Origin of the sequence: Paenirhizobium selenitireducens ATCC BAA-1503, assembly GCF_900492185.1 — a bacterium.
Taxonomy (GTDB): domain Bacteria; phylum Pseudomonadota; class Alphaproteobacteria; order Rhizobiales; family Rhizobiaceae; genus Allorhizobium; species Allorhizobium selenitireducens_A.
In genome coordinates this window covers 14,116-40,198 of the sequence record NZ_UEYP01000018.1, presented here as the reverse complement: position 1 = coordinate 40,198, position 26,083 = coordinate 14,116, and the positions used below count along the sequence as shown (strand labels likewise).

Here is a 26,083-nt window from a genome sequence, read left to right as displayed (position 1 = left end):
ATCTGTTCCTTATCCAATCAGCCGGGCGCGCAGCCGTGCCGAAACCTGATCCAGCACGAAGACGGTGAGAAAAATCACCAGCAGGATCGTGCCGACATGGCCATATTCAAACGTGTCGTAGCGGCCCTTGAGCTCTTGCCCGATACCACCCGCGCCTACCAATCCGATGACAGCCGCCATGCGCACGTTCCGGTCGAGGATGTAGAGCGTGTAGGCTACATAGGATGGCGCCACCTGAGGCAGCACGGCCGCGCGCAGCACGCGCAGCTTGCCCGCGCCAAGGGCGGTCAGCGCCTCTTGCGGCTTGCGGTCGGCGGCCTCGATGTCTTCGGCGTAGAACTTGCCGAGGAAGCCTGCCCCGTGCAGGCCGAGCGCGAGATAACCCGCGATGGCGCCAAAGCCAAAGCCCAGCACAAGGAACATCGCTATGATCAGCTCGGGCATTGCGCGCAGGAAACTGACCGCGCCTCGGCTGGCCGAATAGGCAAAACGGTTCGGCGTATAGTTGCGCGCGCCGAAAATGGCGAACGGGATCGACAGCAGCACCGAGATGATCGTGGCCCAGATGGCGATCTCGAAGGTCTCTACCATCTTGGCGAGCACCTTGGTCAGGTAACCGAACGGACGGACGAGATATTCCTTCACCTCGACCCGCGGCTCGGCCTGCAGGGTCTCGCTGTTCATGTGGAAGGTCGTGACCTCGACGGCCTCGATCCGAGTGAACATCGGCAGCGCGTCGCGGTCGATGTCCGTGAGCCGCGCCAGTTCTTGCCGGTCTTCGATGACAAAGGGAAAGAGCGCGCCCAGCATCCGGCCAAGGCCCCGGCCGACCTGGCTGGTCTCCTGAAGTCCCACGGCGGACAGGACAGCCTCGCCGGTCAGGCCGAGCATCCTGTCGACCTCCATCCGGTTGCCCGACCAGATCAGTGCCAGCGCAACCAGCAGCACCGCCAGCGCCGCGCGCCAGTCATATGGAGCCGGCAGATGCCAGTCTTTCGCCGGGCGGGAATGATGCATCCCGATTGCAAGTTCCGCATCACGCATAAACTTGCTCCCTTGTTGCGGGTCGATCCGCAGGCGCGGTCAAACCTTCATAGAGTTTTCCCTCGGCCGCGCTGTCGAACTGGTGCGGTGGGCCGTCAAAGACCACGCGGCCCTTGCGCATCCCGATGATGCGATCTCCAAATTCGCGGGCGAGATCGGTCTGGTGCAGGCTGCAAAGCACTGTCGCCCCCTGTTCGCGGGCGGCTTCGCGCAAAAGCCCCAGCACTTCGCGGCTGATTGCGGGATCGAGGCTCGCCACCGGCTCGTCGGCAAGGATCACTTCGGGCTTGAGCAGCAGGGCCCGTGCAATGCCGACGCGCTGCTGTTGCCCGCCCGACAGCGCCGAAGCACGACGGGTAAGGTGGATTTCATCAAGCCCCACGCGGGCGACCACTTCGCAGGCACGGTCACGTAGATGATCGGGATACCAGCCCAGAAGCGCGCGCCAGGACGGAACTTCGGCCACCGCACCGGACAGCACATTCGAGGCGACACTTGCACGTTCCACCAGATTGAACTGCTGATGCACCATCGCCACCCGGCGACGGATACCGCGCAGGGTTTTCGGCGACAGAATGGTATCACCCAGCGTCGTCATACCGGAGGTCAGGTCCGTCAGCCCGTTGACCACCCGCAGGAGCGTGGATTTCCCGGATCCGGAAGGCCCAAGCACAACGCAGAATTCGCCCCTGCCAATATCGGCCGACACGCCGTCAAGCGCGGCGACCCCGTCGGCATAGACCTTGCGCAGGTCGCAGAAGGAGAGGTGCGATTGCGCCCCTCCCCCGATCATCTGCGCAGCGGAAAGGATCGCCGCGGCCGACATCAGTTGCCCGCCTTCTCGAGGATCGAGGCACGGAGGTCGCCGGACACGCCCGACAGCGTGACCAGTGCGGGTGCAAGCATGGCGTCGGTGACGGTCGCATCGTAACGGTCCACCTGCTTGCCGCCGTAGCCACGGATCATCTCGGGCGAGACGCCGGGCGCTTCGTGCACGGTGTTGAAGGCGCCGCGCAACGCGTCCTTCACCTCTTGCGGCAGCTTGGTGGACATCGCCAGCGGCGGGTTCGGGATCGGGTCCGACTTGCCGACAACGACGAAATCCTCGGCGCTGATGGTGCCCTGGTTGATTGCTTTTTCAAAGCTGTCGAACGAGGCAGCAGCCGCATCGACCTGGCCCTCCGCAAGGGCCTTGAGGCTGTTGGCATGGCTGCCGGTCATGCGGATCGCGGTCAGATCCGTCGCCGGATCAAGTCCCGCCGCGACGATCATCGCCACCGGGTAGACGAAGCTCGACGTCGAGTTCGCGTCGCCGAACGCCATCGAACGGCCCTTGAGATCGGTCACGGCAGCGATGCCGCTGTCCTTGCGGGCGTAGATGCCGGAGTAATAGGTCGACGTGCCGTGATTGACGTCCACCGCGAGCAGTTCGGCGCAGCCGCGCTGCTGGGCCGGAAGGTAGGAGGCAGCACCGAACCAAGCGATTTCCACTACATCCGAGCAGATCGCCTCGATCACCGTCGCGTAGGTCTGACCCACCTTAATATCGAAATGGATGCCGGTGGTCTGGGTCACGGCATCGAACACCGGCTTGAAGTCCGCCTTGGTGCCGTCCTCGGTGCCGCCATCGGCGGGCACGAGCATGACGCGATAGGGATTGCCCGCCGTGCCGCCAGCTTGTTGCGCGGCGGCGCCGGTGATAGTGATGAGAGTTGCGGCTGCAGCCGCAACAAAGGTCTTGAGGAGGGGCATGGTTCTTCCTTTAGGTTTGCGTTGATTGACTGGGGAGTCAGGGTTGCAGCCGCACCTCAGTCCGACCGCGGGTCTTCGGTAGGCCAGCCGGGCTCGGCCACCGAAAGCTGAATGCGATCGCCGCGAAACTGGCTGATTGCATATTCCTGCACCACGCCGCGTTCACGGCAGGCGTTCACGCCCTTGATGCGCAGCACCGGCTGCGTGCGCGGCATCCGCAGCGCCAATGCATCCTCGGGCAGCGGAAGTCGGGCGGTGATGAGGCTTTCGACCCGGTCGAGCGCGATGCCCGCGCTCTCGCGCAGATGCCGCGTCAGCGATCCGCCGGAATAGCTGCGCGCAGCCTCGGCCGCCTCGCCGGCCAGGAAATGCAGCGTCAGTGCATAGGGCAGCCCCCTCTCGCCGCGGAGCGTGCGCAGACGCAACACCGGCGCGCCCTCGGCCACCCGTAGGTGCCGCGCCACGCCGCCGTCGGCCGCGATCTCGTCGCTGTCAAGCAAGGTTACCTGCGCCGTCCGCCCGCTGGCCGCCAGCCGTTCGGTGAACCTGGTATCACGCCCAATGCCGTAGACCAGCCCGCGCGCCAGCACCCGCGTGCCGCGCCCGTGGACACGCTCCACCAGCCCTTCGGCGATCAGCTCTTCCACCGCGCGGCGCAGGGTGTGTCGGTTGACCCCGAAGCGCGCGGCCAGTTCCGACTCGGCCGGAAGCCAGTCGTCCTCGTCGAGACCGTGCCCGATCTCGGCCCGCAAGGCCGCTGCAATCTGCGCCCAGACGGCGATCCCGGACTGTCTGACAAGCTGTGGCAAAGTGCGTCTCCCGAATTCGGATATTGAGATGTCTAGACGTGTTGAATGACGTGCGTATGACAGATGGGCATTCAGCTACTCTGCAGCGCCTCGTCGGGGCGACCGAAAGACACTCCTCCACGTCCATGCGCGGTGTGACCTGATCAGGCCGGAGGGCAAGGCCACGATGGCCCTGTCGACACCAGATACCCCTGAAATGCACGCACATCCTTCAGCCCAAGCCGGTCGGGCGTTCGTCCGTCATAGCGCGAGAACTTCGGCTGGGAATACGTCCATGTCTGCATCGACGACGCCTCTCGCGTCGCTTTCACCGACATCTTTGCGAACGAAAAGGCCGAAAGCGCCGTCGCGTTTCTGAGCGCGGCCGTGGGTTATCACACCAGCCTAGCAGGCTGCTGCAAAACGGTTTCATTGGTTGTTTTGGTGGCGCATTCGGTTGCGTATTGCGTTTGATGCAGTTGCTGACATTCGTTGCTGATGTCGGCTCTGGGTCTTTGGTGGCTGGGCGGCGGCCTATGTGGTGGCTCCGGCGATCAGTCTTGGCAGTCTGACGAGGTTATAGGCTGCGATTGCGAATCCGAAGGCGGCGGCTACTTTCGGTCTGCCCTGGACTTCGACTTTGGCGAAACCGGTCTGCGCCTTGATCCAGCCGAACACCTCCTCGATGCGCTTGCGGCAGCGCAGGCTGATGCCGTAGCCGGGATGGTGCGTCGTGCGCTTGTCGATGGCAGTTTTGCGGACCTTGCCGGTCTTGGAAACACTGCCGTTGATGGCGATATGCGGCCTGACCTTGCGGGCGCGCAAGCTCCCGACAAAGTCTTCGACATCATAGGCCTTGTCGGCGGCAAGCGTGATGCGCTGGCTTTTTGCGCTTCGCCGGTCGAGCATGGCAAGGGTCGCCTCGCGCTCGGCCAGCCCGGTCGCCAGCGTCAGTTCGGCATCGACGACAAGCCCGTTGCGGTTCTCCATCAGTGCGTGGCCCATGTAGCACAGTCGGGGTACGCACGGACATTACCGATCTCAAGCGAGCGGAACTCACCATCAAGGAACAGGCAGAGCGCGATTCGCTCACCGGTCTCTACAATCGCTCTGTGCTTACCGACAGCCTACAGCGCGCCTGCACCCGTGCCCGACGCGGCGGTCACATGGGCGCGCTGGTCTCCGATTACGGACCCGCCGCTCTCTGGGATCTCGGTGACGGCGTCGCCTGCCTGGAATTCCGCACCAAGATGAACACCTTCTCCAAGGAGCTTCTGGACGCGATCGGCCAAGCGATCGCCGATGTCGGCAAGGGCTTCAAGGCCCTGGTGATCGGTTCCGACTCGCCGGTCTACAGCGCCGGCGCCGACCTGCGCGTCTTCCTCGACACCGTCGAGAAGGGTGGCGCCGAGGCGCTGGGTGCCTTCATCGATCACGGCCACCGCACGTTCAAGGCGCTGAAATACGCGCCCTTCCCGGTGGTCGGCGCCCCGTCCGGCCTGGCGTTCGGCGGCGGCTGCGAGATCCTGCTCCACTGCGACGCCATCCAGGCCCACGCCGAGCTGACGATCGGGCTGGTCGAGACCCGCATCGGCGTGATCCCCGGCTGGGGCGGCTGCAAGGAGATGCTGGTACGCAGCTATGCGGCCAAGGCCGAAATCCGCGGACCGGTCGCCCCGGCGATCGCCGCCTTCAACCTCATCGCTCCGGCCAGGTTTTCGGGGAGCGCCTTCGAGGCGCGCAAGCTCGGCTTCCTACGCGCAACCGACGGCATCACCAAGAACCGCGAACGCCTGCTCGCCGATGCCAAGGCGAAGGCCCTGTCGCTGTGCGAAGGCTATGTGCCGCCGGAACTGCTGGTCGTCGCCCTGCCCGGTCCTTCAGGCGAAGCCGCCATCCTCAACATCTTAGAAGGCGAAGCGCTGGCCGGCCGTGCCACTGCCCACGATCTCGTGGTCGGCAAGGCGCTGGCCACCGTCCTCACCGGCGGTCCGTCGGCCGATCCGCTCCGCCCGCTGAGCGAGGACGACATCATCGCCCTCGAACGCCAGGCTTTCATTTCCCTCTTTGCGGAACCTGCCACCATCGGCCGAGTGCAGCACTTGCTGGCGACCGGCAAGCCGCTGTGCAACTGAGATCGTCGACTGGCCCGCGTCTGCGGGCCAATCCTGCGACCGTAACCAAGGACAGACCCAGATGGCATCCTACACTCCCCCGATCGACGACATCGCCTTCCTGCTCAACGACGTGCTCGACTTCGACAACCTGATGCAGGCCCTGCCCGGCCATGAAGAAGTCAATGCCGAGCTCGCCGTTTCGGTGCTTGAGGAAGGCGGCAAGTTCTGCGCCGGTGTTCTCGAGCCGATCAACCGCTCCGGCGACGAGGAAGGCTGCAGGCTCGACAACGGCCTAGTGACCACGCCCAAGGGCATCGCCGACGCCTACAAGGCCTTCGTCGAAGCCGGCTGGGGCGGCCTGTCCGGTGCGGTGGAATTCGGCGGCCAGGGTTTGCCGCGGGTGATGCAGATCCTGCTCGACGAAATGCTGTCCTCCGCCAACCTCTCCTTCGGCCTGTTCCCGGGTCTCACCCGCGGCGCCGTCGAGGCGATCGAGCACCACGCCAGCGCAGAGCTGAAGGCGACCTATCTGCCGAAGATGATCTCGGGCGAATGGACGGGCGCCATGGCGCTGACCGAATCCTCGGCCGGTACCGATCTCGGCCTGCTGACGACCCGCGCCGAGCCCGTCGGCGACGGCAGCTACAAGATCAAGGGCAATAAGATCTTCATCTCGTCGGGCGATCACGATTTCGGCGGCAACGTCGTTCATCTCGTTCTGGCCCGCCTTCCGGACGCGCCGAAGGGCGTCAAGGGCATCAGCCTTTTCCTGGTGCCGAAGTTCCTGGTCAATGCCGGCGGCAGCCTCGGCGCCCGCAACGGCATGTCGGTCGGATCGCTCGAGCACAAGATGGGCATCCATGCCCAGCCGACCTGCGTCATGAATTATGACGGCGCCATCGGCTGGCTGGTCGGTGAGCCCGGCCGCGGGCTGAACGCCATGTTCACGATGATGAATGCCGAACGCCTGTTCGTCGGCATCCAGGGTCTCGGCATTGCCGAGGCGGCCAACCAGAAGGCCGTCACTTATGCCCGCGAGCGCCTACAGGGCCGTTCGGTTGACGGCACCCGCGGCCCGGTGGCGATCATCGAGCATCCTGACGTGCGCAAGATGCTCCTGACCGGCCGAGCCTTCATCGACGGCGCTCGCGCGCTTGCAATCTGGGCTGCCATGCAGATGGACATCGCCAGCCGTCATCCGGATGCCGAAGAGCGCCGCAAGGCGGACGGGTTCGTCGCCCTGCTGACCCCGGTCATCAAGGCCGCCTTCACCGATTTCGGTTTCGAGACCGCCGTCATGTCCCAGCAGGTCTTCGGCGGCCACGGCTATATCCGCGAATGGGGCATGGAACAGTTCGTGCGCGATGCCCGCATCACGCAGATCTATGAAGGCACCAACGGCGTCCAGGCCATGGACCTGGTCGGACGCAAGCTGGCCATGGAAGACGGCGCGCTGGCCAAGCGCTTCTTCGATCTCGTACGCGCCGATCTCGACGCGGCGGCGGCAAAGGCGCCCGGCATTGCCACCGCCACGCGCGACGCGCGACGCGCTGCTGCGGCTCGAAGAGGCCTCGCAGGCCCTTCTCGATGCCCGTTCGGACCTTGCGGCCGCCGGTTCGGCAGCCACCGACTATATGCGCCTGTTTGCCCTCGTCGGCTTCGGCTGGATGTGGAGCCGCATGGCGGCCGCGGCAGCCGGCAAGGGCAGCCCGCTTGCCCGCCGCAAGCAGGTGATGGCCCAGTATTTCGCTGACAGGATGCTTCCGCAGACGATCGGACTTGCGGCATCCATTGCCGGCGGCAGCAATGCGATCATGGCGCTCGAAGCCGATCTGTTCTGACAACTGTTTCACGGGAGGTATGACATGCTTGGTATGATGATGAACACGCCGCTTCTGATCTCGACGATCCTGCGGCATGCCGAAACCTATCACGGCACCACGGAAGTCGTGTCGAAGTCAGTCGAGGGGCCGATCCATCGCTACACCTATGCGGATATGGCGCGGCGCAGCCGCCAGCTCGCCAACGCGCTTGCCCGCCTCGGCCTCGAGTTCGGCGATCGCGTCGGAACGCTAGCTTGGAACGGCTATCGCCATATGGAACTCTATTATGGCGTTTCGGGCTCGGGCCTGGTGTGCCATACGATCAATCCGCGTCTGTTCCGCGAGCAGATCGCCTTCATCATCGAACATGCCGCCGACAAGGTCATCTTCGCCGATCTCACCTTCGTGCCGATCCTCGAGGCGCTTGCCGATCACCTGAAGGGCATGGAGGCCGTCGTCATCATGACCGACGAGGCCCACATGCCGAAATCGGACATCCTGCCCGGCCTCGTCTGCTACGAAACCCTGATCGCGGCGGAATCCGACGCGTTCGAATGGCCGGAGTTCGACGAAAACACGGCCTCGGGCCTTTGCTACACCTCCGGCACCACCGGCGACCCGAAGGGCGTCCTCTACTCTCACCGGTCGAGCGTTCTTCACGGCATGTCCATCTCCATGCCGGACGTGCTTTGCGTCTCGGCGGCGGATGCGGTCGTCCCCGTGGTGCCGATGTTCCACGTCAATGCCTGGGGCATTCCCTTCGCCGCACCGATGACCGGCGCCAAGCTCGTCATGCCCGGCCCCAATCTCGACGGCGCCAGCCTGCACGCGCTGTTCGAAAGCGAGGGTGTCACCTTCACCGCCGGTGTGCCCACCGTCTGGCTCGGCCTGCTCGACTGGATGGACGCCCATGGCAAGACCTTCTCCACGCTGAACCGCGTCGCCATCGGCGGCTCGGCTTCGCCGCCGATCATGATCAACCGCTTCAACCGCCTGGGCGTCAAGGTCCGCCATGCCTGGAGCATGACCGAAACCAGCCCGGTCGGTCTGGCCGCCACGCTCCTGCCCAAGCACGAAGCCCTGTCGACGGAAGACAAGCTGATGCTGGAAGCCAAGCAGGGCCGTCCGGTCTTCGGCATGGAGTTCCTGATCGAAGGGGCCGACGGCAAACCGGTCGCGCGCGACGGCAAGGCCTTCGGAGCCATGATGGTGCGCGGTCCCTGGGTCGCCGCCGGCTACTACAACATGGCCGAGAGCGCTGCCCATGACAAACCCGGCTGGTTCAACACCGGCGACGTGGTGACCATGGACGCCGACAGTTTCGTGCAAATCGTCGACCGCACCAAGGACGTCGTCAAATCCGGCGGCGAATGGATCTCGTCGATCGAGCTGGAAAACATTGCCCAGGCCCATCCGGCGGTCAAGGAGGCAGCGGTCGTCGCCAAGCCCGACCCGCGCTGGAGCGAACGGCCGGTTCTCGTCGTGGTGCTGAAGCCGGGTAACAGCTTCACCCGGCATGACATGGTCGATCTCTACTCCGGCAAGATCGCCAAATGGAGCATACCGGACGACGTCATCGTCGTCGATGAACTGCCCCATACGGCCACCGGCAAGCTGCTGAAGACGGCGATCCGCCAGATTGTGCTGGACGAATATGCCCGCACCTCGCCCGACGACAACATGGCCGGCTGAGACGGTGGTCATGACCGTCACGCCATGGCCGAAGGGCCGCCTGTATCTCGAGGATCAGGCGATCGGCCAGCGCTTCGAGAGCCGGGAACACCGGGTCGCGCTCGACGAGGTCAAGGAATTTGCGGGTCGCTACGACCCGCAGTTTTTCCACATCGATGAGGAAAGCGCTGTTGATTTCCACGCGGAACTGAGCCGGTGGGGATGCGGACGAAAACTTGGACCACCAGGAGGTAGTTCATGTATTCCCACGCTGATAGAATTCGCGCGGTCGAGCTGTATATCAAGCTCGGCAAGCGGGTTAAGGCGACGATCCGCCAATTGGGTTATCCGACCAAGAATGCGCTGAGGAACTGGTACCGCGAATACCAGCAGCATCGAGACCTGCGCGTTCGTTGTGTGGCTCGCACGCCGAAGTTTTCGGAGGCCCAGAAGCAGGCGGCGCTTGAGCACTACCGCACTCACGATCGCTGTATCTCTGCGACGATGAGGGCGTTGGGTTATCCAGGTCGTGGGACTTTGACAGCATGGGTTCGAGAGGCGTTTCCGGAGACGAGGACTTCGATGGTCGGTCGATCCTGGCGTCCGGCCTATCCCGAGGCGTTGAAGCAAGTCGCGGTCCTTGATCTTTGCAGTGGAGAGGAAAGTGCCCAGCAAGTAGCCGACCGGCTAGGTGTATGCCGGCCGACGTTGTACAGCTGGAGGAATGAGTTACTCGGTCATGAGGCTGCCTCATCCATGAAACGCCGCAACACCTCTGCGCCAGCGCCCGAGCGCGAAGAACTCGAGCGACAGCTTGAAGCCCTCCAGCGCGATGTCCGCCAATTGCAGCTCGAACATGATCTGCTGAAGAAGGCCAATGAACTGCTAAAAAAAGGCCTGGGCGTCGATCTGCAACTCCTGAGTAATCGGGAGAAGACACAGCTGGTTGACGCCCTCAAAGATACCTATCGATTGCCAGAACTGCTTGTGCAGTTGGGGATAGCGCGAAGCTCGTACTTCTACCACCGCACCCGAGTGAACTTGGAAGACAAGTATGTCACCATCCGTCGCAACCTGACGGAAATCTTCGAAAGCAACCATCGCTGCTACGGCTATCGTAGACTGCAGGCGTCGCTGGTCAGGCAGAGTGTGACAATCTCGGAAAAGGTTGTGCAGCGATTGATGAAACAGGAGCGTTTGGTCGTCGCCAGACCGCGGCGACGGCGTTTTGGCTCGTACTTGGGAGAAATCAGTCCTGCGCCTGAGAACCTGATCAACCGCGACTTCTATGCGAAAACACCGAACGAGAAATGGCTCACGGACATCACCGAATTCCAAATTCCAGCCGGCAAGGTGTATCTGTCGCCCATCATAGATTGCTTCGATGGCATGGTGATCAGTTGGTCGATTGGAACGCAACCAGATGCGGGGCTAGTCAATACGATGCTGGACGCCGCCATCGAAACAGTTACCGACGGCGAAGGCGGGACAATCGTCCATTCGGATCGTGGAGCCCATTATCGCTGGCCTGGCTGGCTTACTCGGATTAGCGATGCGAAGCTGGTACGTTCTATGTCCCGCAAGGGCTGTTCACAGGATAACGCCGCGTGCGAAGGCTTCTTCGGTCGGTTGAAAACTGAACTCTTCTATCCCCGAGACTGGAAGACCATCACAATCGAACAGTTTGTCCACGAGGTTGATGCCTACATCCGATGGCATAATGAAAAGCGCATCAAATTATCACTGGGGTCGCTCAGCCCGATCGAGTATCGAAGAAGTCTCGGCCTTAACGTATAAATCCGTCCAAGTTTTTATCCGCATCCCCAGGCCTCACCCATCTCGAACGGATCGTCGACCGCTTCGTCGCGAACCGCGACAACATGAACGAGCGAAGGCACATCGCGTTTCAGGTTTTCGCCCATCGCCGCATAGTGGAAATTGCGGAACGTGCGCGGCACGAAGAAGACCTTTGCCCCAGCATCCTCCAGAATGAAACGGAGTTCCGCCTCGCGATAGATCGGCACGATCGGCAGGCAGACGAGCCCCAGCAATGAGGCGGCGAGTGCAATCACCGCCGTCTCGTGCCAATTGGGCAACTGGAAGGCGACCACATCGCCGTGGGCGAGGCCGCTGCGGTCGAACCATCCCGCCAGCTTACGAGCCTTGCGGTCGATCTCTTCGACCGTGTAACGGCCGGCGTCGTCGACGAGGCACACCCAATCCGGCCGGTCAGCCAGAAGGGCGGCGAGCCCGTCCGCAATCATAAGGTCGCGCCACAGCCCTTTCCGGCGATAGCGTCCAGCCTCTTCCGGCAGGTGGCGATTGGGCCATGTCCTCATTTCTCGTCCTCTCTCCCCGTAGTACTCACAGCGACAGATGGCGCTCGCGGATTTCCGGGTTGCCGTCGAACTCCGCCCAGCTTCCCGAAAAGACGATCCGGCCGACGTCCAGCACAACGAGGTGATCGGTGCAGTGGCGGGCGAAGTCGACGTTCTGCTCGGCGAGCAGCAGACCCATCTTCTCCCGATGGCGGATGGCGCGAATTTCCTCGCCCATGCTGTCGACGATCAGCGGCGCTAGCCCCTCTGTCGGTTCGTCGAGAAGCAGAAAGCTCGGACTCGGAAGCACGGCACGGGCGACGGCCGCCAATTGCTGCTCACCGCCGGAGAGCTGGAAGCCCTTTCGCAGCGCGAGCTTCTTCAGAAGCGGAAAGAAATCCAGAATCTCCTCGACGCTGTAGGGCTTGCCGGTCTCGCTCTTGGCGTGGCCGGCAAGGGCGATGTTCTCGGCGACCGTGAGATGCGGGTAGATGCGTCGGTCCTCCGGCACCAGCGAAATGCCCATGCGGCAGCGCTTGAACGGCGCAAGGGCGCTTAGTTCCCGGCCGTCGAGCCGGATCGTGCCCTTCACACGCGGGCCTGCTCCCATCACGCTCTTGAGCAGGGTCGACTTGCCCATGCCGTTTCGCCCGACAATCGCCACGCCCGCACCATCGGCAAGGCTGAGCGAAATGTCATGCAGGATGTGGCTTGTCTCGTAGTAGGCCTGCAGGTTGGCGATCTCAAGCATAAGCGGCTACCTTGCCGAAATAGATCCTCCTGACGGTGGGGTCGCGGCGAACCTCCTCCGGATCACCGCTGGCGATGATCTCGCCATGGTTCAAGACGGTCAGGCGCGTGGCAAGGCCGAAGACGACCTCCATGTCGTGCTCGGTCAAAAGCAGGGTCAGGCCTTCCGACTGGCGCAGGCGATTGATCGTCTCGATCGCTGCACGCCGGTCCTCCGGTGCCATGCCGGCGGTCGGTTTGTCAAGCATGATCAGCTTGGGCCGCAGGGCCAGCGTCAGGAGCAGTTCCAGCCGCTTCTTGTCACCGTGGGACAGATTGGCGGCAAGGTCGTCCACCCGCTTAAGGAGCCCATATTCGGCAAGCCGCACGTGCGCTTCTTCCACGATCTCCTTCGCCGGCGACAGCCTCCACCAGCAGCCATGGGCAGTTTTCTTGATCCGCTCGCGGCTCTCGAGCGCCATGATCACATTGTCGAGGACAGTCTGCTCGACGAACAGCCGCGCCATCTGGAATGTGCGGCCGATGCCGCGATGGACGCGCTGCCAGGCATCAAGCGCTGACACGTCCTGCCCCTCGTAAAAGACCTGGCCACCCTTGGCGAACATCTCGCCGCTCAGCACCTTGAACAGAGTCGTCTTGCCAGCGCCGTTCGGTCCGATGATCACGTGGCTCTCGCCTTCCTTGATCGTCAGATTGATGTCGGTCAGCACCTTCAGGCTCGGATAGGCGAAGTTGACGCCGCGCACCTCAAGCAGATTGCTCATTGAGCCGCTCCTTTCCGTTCTTCGTCAGTTTGCGAGCAAGCAAGCTGAGCGTGCCGACGATCCCGCCCGGCATCGCCAGCACGACCACCAGCAGCGCACCGCCGACGATCAGTTCGCTCACGCCGACCATGGTGCGGGTAGCGTATTCCAGACCGGCGAAGACGATCGCACCGACCGCCGGCCCCCAGAAGCGCGAGGCGCCGCCGAGCAGGCAGAACAGGATCGGCAGCGCCGAATAACTCCAGTGGGCAATTGCGGGCGTGATGATCTGGCTCCAAGGCGCGACCAGCGCACCGGCAAGGGCAGTCACGCCACCGCTGATGATAACGGCGATCTCACGATAGCGCCGGACGTTGACGCCGAAGAAGCGGATACGTTCGGCATCCTGGCGCAGTGCGGCCAGCAGCCGGCCGAGTTGGCCGTGCCAAACCCACCAGAGGAGACCGAGCAGGATCCCGCAGGCGACCAGGAGGAAATAGTAGTACCGGTCGCCGATCGACAGATCGAGCGTACCGACGAAGAGGTCGATGACCGGTCTCTTGATGCCGACCAGACCGTCTTCGCGCCCGAGAGCATCGGATTTGCCGATGAGCGTGTAGACCAACTGGTCGAGCGCCAGCGTCAGGATCGCGAAATAGATGCCGCTGGCACGGCGCAAGGCCACCACATGGGGTAATCGCGGGAGCGTTGCACCCCTGGAGCCGATCATAGCCTTGGAGGGTGGCTGTTCCCCGATATGATGGAATACGGGCTCTCGACTGGACGCCGGGCCCAAACGCCCAAGGGAGAACAGCCATGACAGAATATATCGGTCTCGACGTGTCGATGAAAGAGACGGCGGTTTCGATCCGCCGGGAAGGCGAACGGGTCTGGCGCGGGAAGTGCGCCTCCGATCCCAACACTATTGCTCAGTTAATCCGCAAACGAGCGCCAGCAGTAAAGCGCGTGGTGTTCGAAACAGGCCCCCTCTCTGTATGGTTTTATCATGCGCTACGCGCCGAAGGGTTGCCAGCGATTTGCATCGATGCCCGGCATGCCAAGGCCGCGCTGGATATGGCGGCGAACAAGACGGATGCGAATGACGCAGATGGCTTGGCGCATCTTGCAGAGGTCGGGTTCTTTCGGGAAGTGCGAGTGAAAGGATTCGACAGCATGTTGAGCCGGACACTCGTGGCGGCCCGCACGCGGATGGTTCGGATCACTACGGAGCTTTCCAATCAAATTCGCGGGATCATGAAAACCTTCGGGCTTGTCGTTCCACCAGGCAAAGGAACCACGTTCGAGAAGAATGTTCGGTGCCTACTTATCGATCATGAGGACCTTGCTCATATCGTGCTGCCGATGTTGGAGGCCTGGCGCGGCATCCGCACTCGCGCTGCCGAGCTTGGTCGCCAACTGGCCGCAGATGCCCGTCAGAGCGCAAACTTGCTGTGATCATGCACACGATGCTCAAAACAGGCGAGCTATTCAACCCAAACCCGGGAGCCGCAATGTAGATCCGGATGGCGTTCAAACCCTGAACGCCTGAAGCGTCCCTGCCGGGACGTGAGCCGAGCCATTCCGTTGATGGGGTTGCATCGCTGTCTCAGCTAAGTGCGTCAACCACATTGAAGGCTCGTCCCGCGAAGCTCCATCATACGGCGCCTGATGTCGACCGCGAAGACAACCATGCACCTGGCAGCGCCGTTCCGGAAAACTCAGGCTTGACGCCTCAACTGCGATTAGACAACCCCATCAGCTCCGGATCTTCGACGAGCCGCTTCGTCTTCGCTCGTGTCGCCAGCACGTTGCGAATCGCGAAACTTGAATGGATGCGCGCGATGCCCGGCATCGCCGGAAGGATATCCTTGTGGATGCGCTCGAATTCGCCGGCATTAGCGACATCGACGCGCAGGAGATAGTCGGAGCCGCCCGTCATTAGGATGCACTCGCGATTTTCGGGTGCTTGCGCACCGCCGCCTCGAAGCACTGGATTAATCCATTTCGCCGCCATCGTGATCTGGATACGTTGAGTGTCGATTGATCCTAGCGTTCCCTCGCCTCACGGCCGGCGCGGCGCACGGGCGTGTCGCAATTTCTATCAGATTTCAGAAAATGCCGTTAAGGAACCGATTTTCAGGCTTTGTTAACCTTTTTACATCCGAAGAGGCGCGCAAGCAGATCGTCCTGGTCGTTGACGGTCCAGCCGCCCGAAATGCCGAAGCCCTTCTTCAGCCACAGTATCACCTGGAAACCCGCGAGGGTTCGTCGCGCCGTGTTGAAGGATCTAAAACCGTTGATTTTCGGGCGGGCCTTCTTCACTCGGGAATGATCACTTTCGATACCTTGTTGGAGGTGCTTTGTAACATAATACGCGGCGCTCAGCACGGAGCAGCCCTTCCTTCATCGGGCTTCGATGGTCGTGGGGGTGGTTACTCGCGCCATCCGTGTCGATCTATTGCGGAAACAACAGGGGCCCGTCTTTCTGCATCTCGCGGAAGAACCGCTTAGCGGCCTCGATATCGCGCTTTGCAGTCAACGGAAAATCGAATAGATGCCGTATTTGTCGATGGCTTATGGCCTCAGCGCACTCAAGACGAACCTTCTGATAAGGTTCCACGGTGTAGATCCCCCAAACCCTCCCCGCAGCTCGCAGAGAGCATATAGGTGGACGGCCGTTCGCCGCCCGCAGCCGGACTATCCCGCCGCTACCGTGGTCTATTTTCCACAGCCGTACTCAACCGGGGGTGCCGTGCTGATTTCACCCTGCCCTTATGGGTTTCTGGCGTATTTGTAGATGGTGTTGCGAGAGACGCCGAGTGTCCGTGCCGTAAGGCTGATATTGTTGCCGTTGCTGCGCAGCATCTCGGTGACTTCCCGGCCGATTTTGGTGCGCAGGGAATGGGTCTGGCGGCCGACGCCTTCTACTGGGTGACCGAGCAGGTCGAGCACATCGGATGGCCCAATGCGCGCACCATCGGCAGCCATCACCAGCTGAAGCAGCGCCGATCGCAGCTCGCGCATGTTGCCGCGCCAGCCGAATGCCGCCATCAGCGTTGCGGCGGCGGGATCGATCCGCGATTCTGGCGAAATCTCGGTCAGCATACTGTCGAGCACGGCGCCGAAATCGGTCCGTTCGCGCAGCGGCGGCAGCTCCAGCCGTATGACGCCGAGGCGATAGAACAGGTCCTCTCGGAAGCGCCTGGCGGCGATCGCCTCCTCGAGGTCGACATTGGTTGCGGCGACGATCTGGGTGTCGACTATTCTGACCTGACGACCGCCGACCGGGCGAACCTCGGAACTGTCGAGGAAGCGCAACAGCGCGACCTGGCTCGACAGTGGCATGTCGCCGATCTCGTCGAGGAACAGCGTGCCGCGATCGGCGGCCACGGCAAGCCCCTCCGAGCCCGCGCGCTGGGCTCCGGTGAAAGCGCCGCCGACATAGCCGAAGAGTTCGGCTTCGAGGAGATTTTCCGGCAAGGCGCCGCAATTGACCGCGACAAAGGCACCTTGCCGGCGGCTGGCCTTGTGAATGTGTCGGGCCAGCATTTCCTTGCCAGTGCCGCTTTCACCATGGATCAGGAAAGGCGGCTTGAAGCGGACGGCGCGGGCGATCTTGTCCAGTTGCTGGCGCACGACCGGATCATTTGCGACAAAATCCGGTCGCGCCAACGGCGGCATCGTACCGCCGCTGCCCTCGGTCCCGGCCGATTTTCCGGCTTGCGGCGCGCGCTTTTCGAAACTGTGGCGATTGCGCCAGTGGACGGCGTAGCGGCTGCCGAGATTGTCGCGCAGCGTCGGCTGCCGGCTGTTCGACATTTCCGCCAGCGCCAGGTCGAACGGGGTGTCGAAGATCGAGTCGAATTCCGTGCCGGGGCGCAGCGAGATGCCGCGCAGAATTTCCCGTGCGCGCTTGTTGATCGCCACCAGTTGTCCGCTGGTGTCGAAGGAAACAAGCCCGCCGCTTACGGAATTCAAGAGTTCCCAGCGCGAGTGGAATAGCACCACGATGTGCTTTTCCTGCTGGGCGAGAAACAATGAATTCTCGATATGGGTCGCGGCCATGCGCATAAGTGCAAGCGTATGCGTGTGGCGGGCGCTGCAATCGGAAGAGGCGTCGAGAACACCCGCGAGTTCGCCGTCGGAATGCAGGATCGGCGCGGCGAAACAGCTGACGTCGGAATAGGCGGCGAAAAAATGCTCCGCCCCGTGGACGATCAGCGGCTGGCGGCCAGCCGCGCAGGTTCCGAGCGCATTGGTGCCACGCAGGTTTTCCTTCCAGACGGCGCCCGGCACGATCCCCCGACCCGGTCTGCTGGACTGGAAGTCGCCATCGGCGATGGTGTCGAGCACCGTTCCCTCGGCATTGCCGAAGGCGATCAGGAAATTGCTCCCGGCTATCTGCTGATAGAGCGAATGCATTTCGGCCACGGCGAAGCGATGGGTCAGCTCATCGCGCTCGCGCAACTGCTTGAGCTCCCGCGTGCCAATCTGGATCGGTGGCGGCGTCACCCGTGGATCGAGCCCGGATTCGATGCAGCGCTGCCAGCTCTCGGCGATCTGCGGATTGACCAGATTGCCGTCGACCTGGCCACCCTGCATCAACGTGATCCTGAGCCTCTTCAGGCGCTCGGTACGTGAAAGCATCTGTCTGTTTCCCCCCGGACAGCGCCTCTCCTCAGGCTTTTCAAGGGTTTTCCCTGCTTGTCCGGATCTCAGTGGACCAATTTTCGCTCTTTCTGGCAAGTGTTCATGATTTGAACAGGTCGGCCCCGACGCCTGTTGACGGCCTGAACATCATGCGCTGCCCTGACCGCGATGCAGTAAAACTACATGCCACTGAATTCATTATATTATCTTCGCCGACCGGGCAGTTGGCACGGCAACTGCAATGAAAAAGGCGGAATGACAATGTGCCGAGTGAGGAGGCTCTGGAATGAAGGCAGCAGTTTTGCACGAATATGACGAAAAGCTCGAGAAGAGCGAATTCGTAATCTACGAGGATGTTCCCGATCCCCGTATCGAAGGACCGAACGACGTGATCGTGCGGATCGGCGGCGCGGGTGTCTGCCGTACTGACCTGCACGTCATCGAAGGTCTGTGGCGCAACAATTCCGACGTCCAGCTGCCCTATATCATGGGACACGAGAACGCCGGATGGGTCGAGGAAGTCGGGCCGGGCGTCACCCATTTCAAGCCGGGCGACGCGGTGATCTGCCATCCGCTGGTCACGTCGGGCCATTGCCTCGCCTGCCGGCGCGGCAACGACATGCATGCCGAGGAAAGCTCCTTCCCCGGCATCAATGCCAATGGCGGCTATGCCGAGTATCTGCGGACCGGTGCACGCTCGCTGATCAAGCTGCCGAAAACGCTCGCGCCGAAAGATGTGGCGCCCTACACCGACGCCGGGCTCACCGCCTACCGCGCCTGCAAGAAGGCCGCCCAGCATCTGCTGCCGGGACAATATGCCGTGGTGATCGGCGTCGGCGGCCTCGGCCATATTGGCGTCCAGGTGCTGAAATCGCTCTGTGCGGCAAAAGTGATCGCCGTCGACCGATCGAAGGAAGCGCTGGAGCTTGCCGCCAAGTGCGGCGCCGACGAACTGGTGCTCGCCAATGGCGAACAGGTCGACAAGGTGTTGGCGCTCACTGGCGGCTGGGGCGCGGAGGCGGTTATCGACTTCGTCGGCGAGGGCAGCGCCATTACCGAAGGTCTGGAAATGACGCGAAGTGACGGCGCCTACTACATCGTCGGCTATGGCGGAAAGCTCGAAATTCCCACCATCGACATGATCACTTCGGAAAAGCGCATCATCGGCAATCTCGTCGGCACCTATCCCGAACTGGTCGAACTCATGGCGCTTGCCGATCAGGGCAAGGTCCATCTTGCGACGGCGGAATACCGGCTGGCCGATGCCAACCGCGCTCTGCTCGACCTTCACCACGGCAAGATTCACGGCCGCGCGGTGCTTATTCCTTGAGGAGGAGCCGGCTTTCGCCGGCAAGGATTTTAAACCTGGGAGAGAGAAAAATGACATTGAAGACATTGCTTCTGACCGCCAGCACGCTTGCGCTGGCGGCCGCCGCGGCACCCGCCATGGCGGCGGACTACAGCCGCTTCGGCATTCCGGCCGACCTGCCGGGAACCTGCTCCTACGAGGCGATCGACGCCAAGGACTATTCCGGCCGCACGCTCAACATCATCACCCATGCCATTCCGGTGATCGGCGAGCCGACAGCGCTCCACGCCAAGCAGTTCGAGGAACTGACCGGCGCCAAGGTGAGCGTCGTGCACGTGCCGTTCGGCGACCTGTTCCAGCGCATCCTGATCCCGTTCCAGACAGGGCAGAATGCCTATGACGTGCTGTTCTACGGCTCGCTGTGGATCGGCGACCTCAACCCCTTCCTCGCCCCGGTTCCGGATGCCTATCGCGATTCGACCGGCATGAAGGACGTGACCCGCAACTATACCGACGTCGCCAAGTGGGGCGACCAGATGGTGCAATATCCGATCGATGGTGACCGGCACTATCTGAAATACCGCGCCGACATGTTCGAGAATCCGGAGATGCAGGCGAAGTTCAAGGAAGCGACCGGCCGCGACCTGACCGTGCCCGCCACCTGGGAAGAATACAACGAAGTCGCCAAGGTCTTCTCCGGCTGGGACTGGGACGGCGACGGCAATCCCAATTTCGGCTCGGCGGAAGTCGCCAAGCGCGACGACCTGATGTTCTCGGCCTTCATCAGCCGCGCGGCGCCCTATGCCAAGAACCCGAACGTCAAGGGCGGCTTCTTCTTCGACCTCGAGACCATGGAACCGCTGATCAATTCGCCCGGCTTCGTGCGAGGCCTCGAACTGTTCGTCGCAGCTTCGAAGGACTGGGCACCGGGCGGCGCCAATTTCGGCCTCGGCGACGAGATCTTCGCCTTCGGCGGTGGCCAATCGCTGATGAGCTATTCCTGGGACGACGCTTTCGTCCAGGCACAGCAGGCCGACAGCCCGATCCGCAACAAGGTGGCCGCGGCGCCTCTGCCGGGCGCCCGCGAGGTGTGGAATCGCACAACCAAGCAGTGGGACAAGTTCGAGGAGCCGAACCGCGCGCCCTATATCACCTGGGGCTGGACCTCGGCAGTGTCGGCCAAATCGAACAACCAGGACATGGCGTTCGACTACCTGTGCTTCTTCTCCAACGAAGCCAACACCCTGTCCGACCTGCAGGTCGGCCGCTTCGGCGTCAATCCGTACCGCACCAGCCATTTCGATCCGGCGCTGTGGACCGACAAGCTCGGCTGGGACGCCGATCTTGCCAAGAGCTACGTCGAAACACTGTCGGGCATGGACACCAGCCAGAACCGCGTCTTCGACCTGCGCGTTCCGGGCGTCAACCAGTTCATGACGTCGATGGCGACGGGCGTCGCCTCCGCGATCGCCGGTCAGGCGACACCGCAGGCAGCCCTCGACCAGGTGGCCAAGGAGTGGAAGGACATCGTCGACCGGATCGGCGTCGACAAGGTGCGCGAGGCATATGCCCGCGTCGTCGCGCTGGAAGACAACCAGTAACTCCTAGACCGTCGAAAGGGGCGCATCGGAAGCGGTGCGCCCCTTCTCTTGGAAAGGACATTCCGTCGCCCCGTGTCCGCCGACCGGGGGCGGATGTCGCCGTGAACCGAAGGAACGAACCGCGTGTATGGGCTGTCGCGCTACAAACTCTTCTTCCTGCTGCCGGGACTTCTCACCCTGCTGGCGATCATCCTGTTTCCGCTCATCTTCACCATCCGGGTGAGCTTTTCGGGATGGGACGCCGCAAGCCCGGGCCTAAACTTCATTGGCGGCGGCAATTACGGGCGCATCTTCAGCGATGCCCGCTTCTGGGAATCCCTCGTCCGGCTCGGCTTCATCGCCACGGCCTGCGTGCTGTTCGAATATGTCATCGCGTTTGCGCTCGCCCTGCTCGTCTGGCACCAGGTGCGATTGAGGCGTCTCACACGCGTCCTGTTTCTCATTCCGATGATGACGACGCCGGTAGTCATGGCGGTGATCTGGCGTACCATCTTCCACGAATCCCTCGGTCCGGCCAATGACCTGATGCAGTTTCTCGGCATCGGTAATATCGCCTGGCTGACAAGCGCCGGATGGGCGACGGTGGTCGTCATCCTGGTGGATGTCTGGCAATGGACGCCCTTCATGTTCCTGCTGCTGATGACCGGTCTGCTATCCCTGCCGAAGGAGCCGTTCCTGGCAGCGGCGATCGATGGCGCCGGTCCCATCCGCACCTTCTTCAACGTGACCTTTCCAGCCATGGCGCCAATTTCGGCGGGGGCGGTGATCATCCGCCTGATCGAAGCCTCGAAGATCATGGAAACGATCTACGTCGTCACCTCCGGTGGACCTGGCACGGCCACCGAAACCTCGAGCTACTACATCTTCATCCGGGGTCTGCGCGACTTCCAGATCGGCTATGCGGCGGCGCTGTCGATCACCTATCTGGTGATCATGATCGTGCTTCTGACGATCATCGCCAAGCTTCTCGCCAGATACCTCGTCAAGTCGGGAGCCTGACCCATGCCGCGCCTTTTTCGCATCTTCAAGACGGCGGCGATCCTCGGATGGAGTGCCTTCGTCATCGCACCCTTCCTCTGGGCGCTGACGACGTCGTTCAAGACCGCCAACGGGGTTACCGCCGGCCCGACCTATCTGCCCTATGTCGACTACGAGCCGTCGCTCACCGCCTGGAAGGGCCTGTTCGGATCGGGCGCCGGCAGCATCGACATCGTCGAGCCGTTCGCCGCCAGCATGATCGTCACGCTATCGGCCAGCGTCATCAGCCTGATCCTCGGAACGCTCGCCGCCTATGGCCTGTCGCGCTTCGTCTACAAGGCGGGGCCGATAGGCAACAACGACCTCACCTTCTTCTTCGTCTCGCAGCGGATCATGCCGCCGGTGGTGCTGGCCATCCCGTTCTTCCTGATGCTCGGTTTCTTCGGCCTGCTCGACACGACCCTCGGCCTGGTGATCGTCTATATCGCCCTGCTTCTGCCGATCGCCGTCTGGGTCATGGTCGACTTCTTCAACAATATTCCGCGCGAGCTAGACGAGACGGCAATGATCGACGGCTGCACGCCGATCGAGACCTTCTGGCGGGTGATCCTGCCGAATTCGCTGCCCGGCCTCGTGGTCGCCGGCATCTTCTGCATCGTCTTCGGCTGGAACGACTTCTTCTTCGCCTTCACGCTGACCTTCACCGAGACGCAGTTGCTGCCGGTGGCAATCGTCTCCCTCAATTCCTCAGTGACGCCATGGTGGAGCCTTTCCGCCTCAGCACTGGTTTCGGTGGCGCCCTTGATCGTGGTGGCCTTCCTGGTGGAGCGCTACCTCGAAAAAGGCAGCCTCGCCGGCGCACGCAAATAGGAGGCATGATGACCTACGCAATCCGCAATCTGACCGTGGCCGAGGGCAATGACATCCATCTCGACGGGCTTGACGTTGAGTTGCCGGCCTCCGGCGTCGTCACCGTGATCGGCCGCACGCTCTCCGGCAAGACCACCTTTCTCAAGGTCCTGGCCGGTCTGCAGGCGGTACGTTCCGGCAGTCTCGTGCGCGACGGAGCCGATCTCCTGAAGGTCCCGGCGTGGAAACGCCGGGTCGGCATGGTCTACCAGCAGTTCGTCAACTATCCGCACCTGAACGTGCGCGACAATATCGTCTTTCCGCTGAAGCGGGCCGGCTGCAAGTCGTCAGAAATCGAGGCGAAACTCACCTATGTGAGCGACCTGCTTGGCCTTCGCCCCTGTCTCGACCGGCGCCCGGCAGAGCTTTCCGGCGGCCAGCAGCAGCGCGTGGCGCTTGCCCGGGCGCTGGTGAAGGATACGGATTTCCTGCTGCTCGACGAGCCGCTGGTCAACCTCGACTACAAGCTGCGCGAACAATTGCGCGACGAGTTTCGCCGTATCTTCCGCGATAGCAACGACCGCCTGGTCGTCTATGCGACGACCGAGCCGGCCGAGGCGATGATCTTGCAGGGGCATGTCATCATCCTGCACGAAGGCAAAGTGATCCAGACGGGCGACTATCGTGACGTCTTCCACTATCCCGACAACACGATCGCAGCACAGGTTTTCAACGATCCGCCGATGAACCTGCTTGAAGGCGAGATCGCAGGCGGCCGCCTGATCCTCGGGCCATCGTTCAAGATGCCGCTGCCGGAGCATTTTTCCACGCTTGCACCGGGTCGCTACACATTCGGCCTCAGGGCGACGGACTTGGCACTCGGCGGCGACTTTTCGGCGACCGTGGCGCTTGCCGAGGTCAACGGCTCGCTGACGGTGCTGCATCTCGATCTCGACGGGCGCAATCTCGTACTGGAGGAGGAGGGCGTACATCTCTTTCAGCCCGGAGACAGGATCGGTTTCACCCCGGACAGCGCGCGCTTCTACGCGTTCGATGCGGTGACGGGCACGCTGGTCTCCGCCCCGCCGCGCCGAAGCGTCTCCGGCCAGAAGGACTGATTGCATGGCAAAGATCGAACTCAGGGGCCTCGCTCATGCCTACAACACCGTCGACGGCACGCCGAACTACGCGCTCCATCCGCTGGATCTCACCTGGGAGGACGGCGGCACCTATGCCCTGCTCGGTCCGTCCGGCTGCGGCAAGAGCACGATGCTGAACATCGTCTCCGGGCTGCTGACGCCGAGCGAAGGTAGGGTGCTGATCAACGGCGTCGACATGACTTCGGTTGGCGCGGTGAAGCGCAACATAGCCCAGGTCTTCCAGTTTCCGGTGGTCTATCCGTCGAAAACCGTGTTCGAAAACCTCGCTTTTCCGCTGCGCTGCCGCAACAAGCCGAAGGCGGACATTGACCGGCGGGTCAACGAGGTGGCGGGCCTGCTGAATCTCGACGGTCTGTTGCAGAAGTCGGCGCGGAAACTCACGCCCGATCTCAAACAGCTGATTTCGCTCGGTCGTGGGCTGGTGCGAGACGACGTGGCCGTCATCCTGATGGACGAGCCGCTGACGGTGATCGATCCGCAGCTGAAGTTCAGCCTCAGGCGCAAGCTGCGCGACATCAGCGCCCGGCACGGGCACACGCTCGTTTATGTCACCCATGACCAGAACGAGGCGATGACGCTGGCCGAACAGGTCGTGGTTATGGACCACGGCCGCGTCGTCCAAATGGGGAGCCCCCAGGCACTGTTCGAGGAACCGGTGCACCGTCACGTCGGCTACTTCATCGGTTCGCCGGCGATGAACTTCCTCGAGGGCGCCGTCGACAGGGGCACGGTGTCGGTCTTCGGACGCGATGTCGGAACGCTGCGTTCTGCCGAAGGCCGTTCCCTCAGTCAGGTCGTGGTCGGCATTCGCCCGGAATTCGTCACGCTGGCCGACGGTCCGGAGGCGGGGACACTGCCCGCGACGATAACGGATGTGCAGGACATGGGCTGCTTTGCGATCGTCAGCGCCGACCTCGGCAACAGCACCATAGTGAAACTCCGCACGCCCGATCGCGTTCCGGCCATCGGCGCCCCAACCTATCTTGTTTTCGAGCGCGACAAGGTGCGCTTCTACAAGGACAATTGGCTGGTGAGCTAGCTGTGAGTTCTCAGGAGGTTGTTCACTTCGGAGAATGGAGTTCGGCCTTTGAGTGCCGAGTGAGGATACAACGTCCCGATCGCCCTGCATAATCCCGGTGGCGCCACCAGCCCGCCATCGTGATCAGAGCCGGAAAACTCCAGTTTCCGGCGGTCCAAGGTTTGGTCCCAGAGCAACTCTGACAATCTCTCATTGATCGTCACGCGAAGTGTCAATCGCCCGCCGCAAAGCTTCCGCAAGCTGACGTCGCGTATAGGGCTTTGAAAGTGGCTGGAATCGCGACGCGGCGCCGATGCATTCGATATCTGCATAACCAGTCGTCAAGACGACGGGGAGGTTCGGATACTGCACCACGATTTTGCTTGCCATAGCGCGGCCGTCAATTGGGCCGGGCATCACCACATCCGAGAAAACCAAATCGAACGGACCATCCGTTTTCAGTATCTGCAACGCTTCCGTTGCGTCGGCCGCACATGTTACGGAGTAGCCGAGAGAAATGAGTGTTGCGGCGGCGAATTCACGGACTATAGGATCATCCTCGACGACCAGAACGCACTCACTGCCACCATCCAACACCCCGTTCGAGAAAGTCTCAGCAGGAATTTCCGTGAACGCCAGTCGGGGAAAATACAGGCGGCTGTTCATTAATCGCTGCTTCGGCTGTTTGGAGTGGTGCGAGAGCAGCACCGGATCCCAAAGTCAACATGGCTTTTAAAAAGCCGCGGCGCTCCTCTATCAGTTGTCGTTCGATGTCCGTATCCATCATCCTGCTCCGAATATAGTATCAACTATATTGAGGCTGGAGCGATCGCGGAATGATTCAGATCAAGGCGGAGTGAGACTCCGTTCGGCCACCGAGAGGCGCGAGTATGCCAAGGACGATTGGTCCGAGGCGCGAAACAGCGGATAGAGCGTTTCCAGCACAGACGTGGCGTCTTCCGTCAAAGAGTAAAATACGATTTGACCGTCACGCCGGGTATTTACCAGCCGAGCCCAACGCAGACGAGCAAGCTGCTGGGAGACAGCAGCTTGCGGTCTGTTTAGCAAGCATTCCAGTTCGGATACGCACTTTTCCCCATCTGTGAGAAGACAAAGGATCATCAGGCGACTCTCGTGAGATAGCATTCTAAAAGTGCTGCTGGCGTTGCGTACGTTAATGAGTAACATTTTTTCAACCTCCCGACCAACCGATCACTGTATCTTGTTCGCTTGAAATGCAGTGGGGAGTCCTTGCTGCAGATCAAACAGGGAGGAATTCAGAGTGTTATAGGCGTACCCGGCTAGCGTTCGCACCAGGCGGCTACCACGTTTACCGTCTCGATAATTGCCGTGAAGTCGCGCCTCTGAACCACCTTCTCGGCCAGACGCAGCTTCATCGCGTCGGTTTTTGTCGAAGAAGATTTCGCGAATGCTCCCGCGGTCAACTGACGGATCTGCTGCAGCGGTTGCTCTCACGGCATGGGGGATCAAGACGCATAGGCGGCCGGGCCG

21 protein-coding genes and 7 pseudogenes are annotated in these 26,083 nt (G+C 62.1%); 13 read left to right on the top strand and 15 right to left on the bottom strand.

The genetic code is table 11. The features are described from left to right. Positions 1-9 precede the first annotated feature (9 nt). The 5 genes and pseudogenes from phnE to RHIZ70P_RS23510 form a co-directional block, all read right to left on the bottom strand. On the bottom strand, positions 10-1,044 hold the full coding sequence (gene phnE, locus RHIZ70P_RS20270) for a phosphonate ABC transporter, permease protein PhnE (protein ID WP_210209764.1): 1,035 nt from the start codon (positions 1,042-1,044) through the stop codon (positions 10-12). Then, a complete protein-coding gene (gene phnC / locus RHIZ70P_RS20265) occupies positions 1,037-1,870 on the bottom strand; it encodes a phosphonate ABC transporter ATP-binding protein (protein ID WP_210209763.1) in 834 nt (277 codons plus the stop codon). Before phnC ends, phnE begins: the two co-directional genes overlap by 8 nt. Continuing rightward, a complete protein-coding gene (locus RHIZ70P_RS20260) occupies positions 1,870-2,796 on the bottom strand; it encodes a phosphate/phosphite/phosphonate ABC transporter substrate-binding protein (protein WP_115672275.1) in 927 nt (308 codons plus the stop codon). Before RHIZ70P_RS20260 ends, phnC begins: the two co-directional genes overlap by 1 nt. 56 nt (positions 2,797-2,852) lie before the next feature. Next, entirely contained in the window at positions 2,853-3,605 is a 753-nt protein-coding gene (phnF, locus tag RHIZ70P_RS20255) for a phosphonate metabolism transcriptional regulator PhnF (RefSeq protein WP_181904083.1), read from the bottom strand. A gap of 158 nt (positions 3,606-3,763) precedes the next feature. Then, positions 3,764-3,865: pseudogene (locus tag RHIZ70P_RS23510) on the bottom strand (integrase); the annotation flags it as partial. Here RHIZ70P_RS23510 and RHIZ70P_RS23325 point away from each other — a divergent pair. Continuing rightward, a pseudogene (locus RHIZ70P_RS23325) lies at positions 3,864-3,992 on the top strand (IS481 family transposase); the annotation flags it as partial. The pseudogenes RHIZ70P_RS23510 and RHIZ70P_RS23325 overlap by 2 nt on opposite strands. Before the next feature lie 126 nt (positions 3,993-4,118). On the opposite strand, the pseudogene RHIZ70P_RS20245 reads toward RHIZ70P_RS23325, so the two are convergent. Then, a pseudogene (locus RHIZ70P_RS20245) lies at positions 4,119-4,601 on the bottom strand (transposase); the annotation flags it as partial. Between the two features lie 149 nt (positions 4,602-4,750). Here RHIZ70P_RS20245 and RHIZ70P_RS20240 point away from each other — a divergent pair. From RHIZ70P_RS20240 to RHIZ70P_RS20225, 5 genes and pseudogenes are all read left to right on the top strand, one after another. Then, entirely contained in the window at positions 4,751-5,719 is a 969-nt protein-coding gene (locus tag RHIZ70P_RS20240) for an enoyl-CoA hydratase/isomerase family protein (RefSeq protein ID WP_115672273.1), read from the top strand. A gap of 61 nt (positions 5,720-5,780) precedes the next feature. Beyond that, positions 5,781-7,061: pseudogene (locus RHIZ70P_RS20235) on the top strand (acyl-CoA dehydrogenase family protein); the annotation flags it as partial. 4 nt (positions 7,062-7,065) lie between these two features. Further along, positions 7,066-7,542: an acyl-CoA dehydrogenase C-terminal domain-containing protein gene (locus RHIZ70P_RS23465; RefSeq protein ID WP_328588199.1), complete on the top strand. Its 477-nt coding sequence runs from the start codon at positions 7,066-7,068 to the stop codon at positions 7,540-7,542. Positions 7,543-7,566: 24 nt separating this feature from the next. Further along, positions 7,567-9,216 (top strand): long-chain-fatty-acid--CoA ligase, encoded by a 1,650-nt coding sequence (locus RHIZ70P_RS20230; protein ID WP_115672272.1) that lies wholly within the window; start codon positions 7,567-7,569, stop codon positions 9,214-9,216. A gap of 237 nt (positions 9,217-9,453) precedes the next feature. After that, positions 9,454-10,992 (top strand): IS3 family transposase, encoded by a 1,539-nt coding sequence (locus RHIZ70P_RS20225; protein ID WP_115672271.1) that lies wholly within the window; start codon positions 9,454-9,456, stop codon positions 10,990-10,992. A 14-nt stretch (positions 10,993-11,006) separates the two neighbouring features. On the opposite strand, the gene RHIZ70P_RS20220 is transcribed toward RHIZ70P_RS20225, so the two are convergent. From RHIZ70P_RS20220 to RHIZ70P_RS20205, 4 genes are read right to left on the bottom strand one after another with little or no spacing between them, the layout of a single operon-like run. Next, positions 11,007-11,534, bottom strand: a complete 528-nt coding sequence (locus RHIZ70P_RS20220) for an AMP-binding protein (RefSeq protein WP_115672270.1) — start codon at positions 11,532-11,534, stop codon at positions 11,007-11,009. A 25-nt stretch (positions 11,535-11,559) separates the two neighbouring features. After that, positions 11,560-12,264, bottom strand: coding sequence for an ABC transporter ATP-binding protein (locus tag RHIZ70P_RS20215; RefSeq protein WP_115672269.1), 705 nt, complete (start codon positions 12,262-12,264; stop codon positions 11,560-11,562). Next, complete coding sequence (locus RHIZ70P_RS20210) at positions 12,257-13,027, bottom strand: ABC transporter ATP-binding protein (protein WP_115672268.1); 771 nt, start codon at positions 13,025-13,027, stop codon at positions 12,257-12,259. The genes RHIZ70P_RS20215 and RHIZ70P_RS20210 overlap by 8 nt, the downstream gene beginning before the upstream one ends. Beyond that, positions 13,011-13,685: a branched-chain amino acid ABC transporter permease gene (locus RHIZ70P_RS20205; RefSeq protein WP_181904082.1), complete on the bottom strand. Its 675-nt coding sequence runs from the start codon at positions 13,683-13,685 to the stop codon at positions 13,011-13,013. Before RHIZ70P_RS20205 ends, RHIZ70P_RS20210 begins: the two co-directional genes overlap by 17 nt. A gap of 137 nt (positions 13,686-13,822) precedes the next feature. Between RHIZ70P_RS20205 and RHIZ70P_RS20200 the strand changes: the two are divergent. After that, a pseudogene (locus tag RHIZ70P_RS20200) lies at positions 13,823-14,446 on the top strand (IS110 family transposase); the annotation flags it as partial. Positions 14,447-14,738: 292 nt separating this feature from the next. Here the strand turns inward: RHIZ70P_RS20200 and RHIZ70P_RS20195 are convergent. The 3 genes and pseudogenes from RHIZ70P_RS20195 to RHIZ70P_RS20185 form a co-directional block, all read right to left on the bottom strand. After that, positions 14,739-14,992, bottom strand: a pseudogene (locus RHIZ70P_RS20195) (Lrp/AsnC ligand binding domain-containing protein); the annotation flags it as partial. A 150-nt stretch (positions 14,993-15,142) separates the two neighbouring features. Then, a pseudogene (locus RHIZ70P_RS20190) lies at positions 15,143-15,554 on the bottom strand (DDE-type integrase/transposase/recombinase); the annotation flags it as partial. 224 nt (positions 15,555-15,778) lie between these two features. Next, positions 15,779-17,653 carry a sigma-54-dependent Fis family transcriptional regulator gene (locus RHIZ70P_RS20185; protein ID WP_115672266.1) on the bottom strand — a complete coding sequence of 625 codons (1,875 nt, stop codon included), beginning with the start codon at positions 17,651-17,653 and terminating at the stop codon, positions 15,779-15,781. A gap of 289 nt (positions 17,654-17,942) precedes the next feature. Between RHIZ70P_RS20185 and RHIZ70P_RS20180 the strand changes: the two genes are divergently transcribed. From RHIZ70P_RS20180 to RHIZ70P_RS20155, 6 genes are all read left to right on the top strand, one after another. Next, positions 17,943-18,986: an NAD(P)-dependent alcohol dehydrogenase gene (locus RHIZ70P_RS20180; RefSeq protein WP_115672265.1), complete on the top strand. Its 1,044-nt coding sequence runs from the start codon at positions 17,943-17,945 to the stop codon at positions 18,984-18,986. A 50-nt stretch (positions 18,987-19,036) separates the two neighbouring features. After that, the gene (locus tag RHIZ70P_RS20175; protein WP_115672264.1) at positions 19,037-20,566 is read left to right on the top strand and encodes an extracellular solute-binding protein; all 1,530 of its coding nucleotides are present in this window, start codon (positions 19,037-19,039) and stop codon (positions 20,564-20,566) included. Between the two features lie 123 nt (positions 20,567-20,689). After that, entirely contained in the window at positions 20,690-21,565 is an 876-nt protein-coding gene (locus RHIZ70P_RS20170; protein WP_115672263.1) for a carbohydrate ABC transporter permease, read from the top strand. Between the two features lie 3 nt (positions 21,566-21,568). Further along, the gene (locus tag RHIZ70P_RS20165) at positions 21,569-22,414 is read left to right on the top strand and encodes a carbohydrate ABC transporter permease (protein ID WP_115672262.1); all 846 of its coding nucleotides are present in this window, start codon (positions 21,569-21,571) and stop codon (positions 22,412-22,414) included. An 8-nt stretch (positions 22,415-22,422) separates the two neighbouring features. Then, entirely contained in the window at positions 22,423-23,511 is a 1,089-nt protein-coding gene (locus RHIZ70P_RS20160; protein WP_181904081.1) for an ABC transporter ATP-binding protein, read from the top strand. Between the two features lie 4 nt (positions 23,512-23,515). After that, positions 23,516-24,592, top strand: coding sequence for an ABC transporter ATP-binding protein (locus tag RHIZ70P_RS20155; RefSeq protein ID WP_115672260.1), 1,077 nt, complete (start codon positions 23,516-23,518; stop codon positions 24,590-24,592). A 189-nt stretch (positions 24,593-24,781) separates the two neighbouring features. On the opposite strand, the gene RHIZ70P_RS20145 is transcribed toward RHIZ70P_RS20155, so the two are convergent. Continuing rightward, positions 24,782-25,237 carry a response regulator gene (locus RHIZ70P_RS20145; protein WP_115672258.1) on the bottom strand — a complete coding sequence of 152 codons (456 nt, stop codon included), beginning with the start codon at positions 25,235-25,237 and terminating at the stop codon, positions 24,782-24,784. 180 nt (positions 25,238-25,417) lie between these two features. After that, entirely contained in the window at positions 25,418-25,759 is a 342-nt protein-coding gene (locus RHIZ70P_RS20140) for an ArsR/SmtB family transcription factor (protein WP_115672257.1), read from the bottom strand. Between the last annotated feature and the right edge of the window lie 324 nt (positions 25,760-26,083).

Coding starts and splice junctions, on each gene's coding strand:
- phnE (WP_210209764.1), bottom strand. CDS start 1,044: ATGCGTGATGCGGAACTTGCAATCGGGATGCATCATTCCCGCCCGGCG.
- phnC (WP_210209763.1), bottom strand. CDS start 1,870: ATGTCGGCCGCGGCGATCCTTTCCGCTGCGCAGATGATCGGGGGAGGG.
- RHIZ70P_RS20260 (WP_115672275.1), bottom strand. CDS start 2,796: ATGCCCCTCCTCAAGACCTTTGTTGCGGCTGCAGCCGCAACTCTCATC.
- RHIZ70P_RS20240 (WP_115672273.1), top strand. CDS start 4,751: ATGGGCGCGCTGGTCTCCGATTACGGACCCGCCGCTCTCTGGGATCTC.
- RHIZ70P_RS23465 (WP_328588199.1), top strand. CDS start 7,066: ATGCCCGCATCACGCAGATCTATGAAGGCACCAACGGCGTCCAGGCCA.
- RHIZ70P_RS20230 (WP_115672272.1), top strand. CDS start 7,567: ATGCTTGGTATGATGATGAACACGCCGCTTCTGATCTCGACGATCCTG.
- RHIZ70P_RS20225 (WP_115672271.1), top strand. CDS start 9,454: ATGTATTCCCACGCTGATAGAATTCGCGCGGTCGAGCTGTATATCAAG.
- RHIZ70P_RS20220 (WP_115672270.1), bottom strand. CDS start 11,534: ATGAGGACATGGCCCAATCGCCACCTGCCGGAAGAGGCTGGACGCTAT.
- RHIZ70P_RS20215 (WP_115672269.1), bottom strand. CDS start 12,264: ATGCTTGAGATCGCCAACCTGCAGGCCTACTACGAGACAAGCCACATC.
- RHIZ70P_RS20210 (WP_115672268.1), bottom strand. CDS start 13,027: ATGAGCAATCTGCTTGAGGTGCGCGGCGTCAACTTCGCCTATCCGAGC.
- RHIZ70P_RS20185 (WP_115672266.1), bottom strand. CDS start 17,653: ATGCTTTCACGTACCGAGCGCCTGAAGAGGCTCAGGATCACGTTGATG.
- RHIZ70P_RS20180 (WP_115672265.1), top strand. CDS start 17,943: ATGAAGGCAGCAGTTTTGCACGAATATGACGAAAAGCTCGAGAAGAGC.
- RHIZ70P_RS20175 (WP_115672264.1), top strand. CDS start 19,037: ATGACATTGAAGACATTGCTTCTGACCGCCAGCACGCTTGCGCTGGCG.
- RHIZ70P_RS20165 (WP_115672262.1), top strand. CDS start 21,569: ATGCCGCGCCTTTTTCGCATCTTCAAGACGGCGGCGATCCTCGGATGG.
- RHIZ70P_RS20160 (WP_181904081.1), top strand. CDS start 22,423: ATGACCTACGCAATCCGCAATCTGACCGTGGCCGAGGGCAATGACATC.
- RHIZ70P_RS20155 (WP_115672260.1), top strand. CDS start 23,516: ATGGCAAAGATCGAACTCAGGGGCCTCGCTCATGCCTACAACACCGTC.
- RHIZ70P_RS20145 (WP_115672258.1), bottom strand. CDS start 25,237: ATGAACAGCCGCCTGTATTTTCCCCGACTGGCGTTCACGGAAATTCCT.
- RHIZ70P_RS20140 (WP_115672257.1), bottom strand. CDS start 25,759: ATGTTACTCATTAACGTACGCAACGCCAGCAGCACTTTTAGAATGCTA.